The sequence below is a fragment of the Dellaglioa sp. CoH-57-MRSF-20 genome (genome assembly GCF_056781955.1).
Genome location: NZ_JBXAXV010000169.1, coordinates 1 through 366, shown reverse-complemented (window position 1 = coordinate 366; position 366 = coordinate 1). Strand labels below are relative to the sequence as shown.

1 protein-coding gene is annotated in these 366 nt (G+C 54.4%); it reads left to right on the top strand.

From position 1 onward, the window contains the following. On the top strand, nt 1-366 hold a 366-nt coding region (locus AC1RPN_RS08635; protein WP_481763781.1), incomplete at both ends, for a hypothetical protein.

Sequence of the window (366 nt, the reverse complement as noted above, 5' to 3'; positions counted from 1 at the left end):
AAGTCTCGCGTTCATCTCATTGACTCCGAATCTGATGATCTGGCTGTAGCCCAGCAACTAGAGGGCAAGTTGAACGGTGCCTCTGTAGGTTCGTTTCGCGTCAAGAAGGCTGAGGACGGTGACGTGATTCTGTGCACGCACGACTGCTTGCTGCGGGTTCGTCTCGATATGCCCGGCAAGGATCGAATCTCGTTGATCTTTGACGAAGCGCGTCAATGTGTTCAGACCTCACTCACGGTGAAAGCTCCCGCCAAAGTTCTTCAAGACCTGAAGCAATGCGTAGAAGTGATCGAACCGCGCGAGTATCGTGGTGGCGTTCTAGCCCGATGGTCATGGAAATCCGGCGCGGAGCCCATGACCGAACAT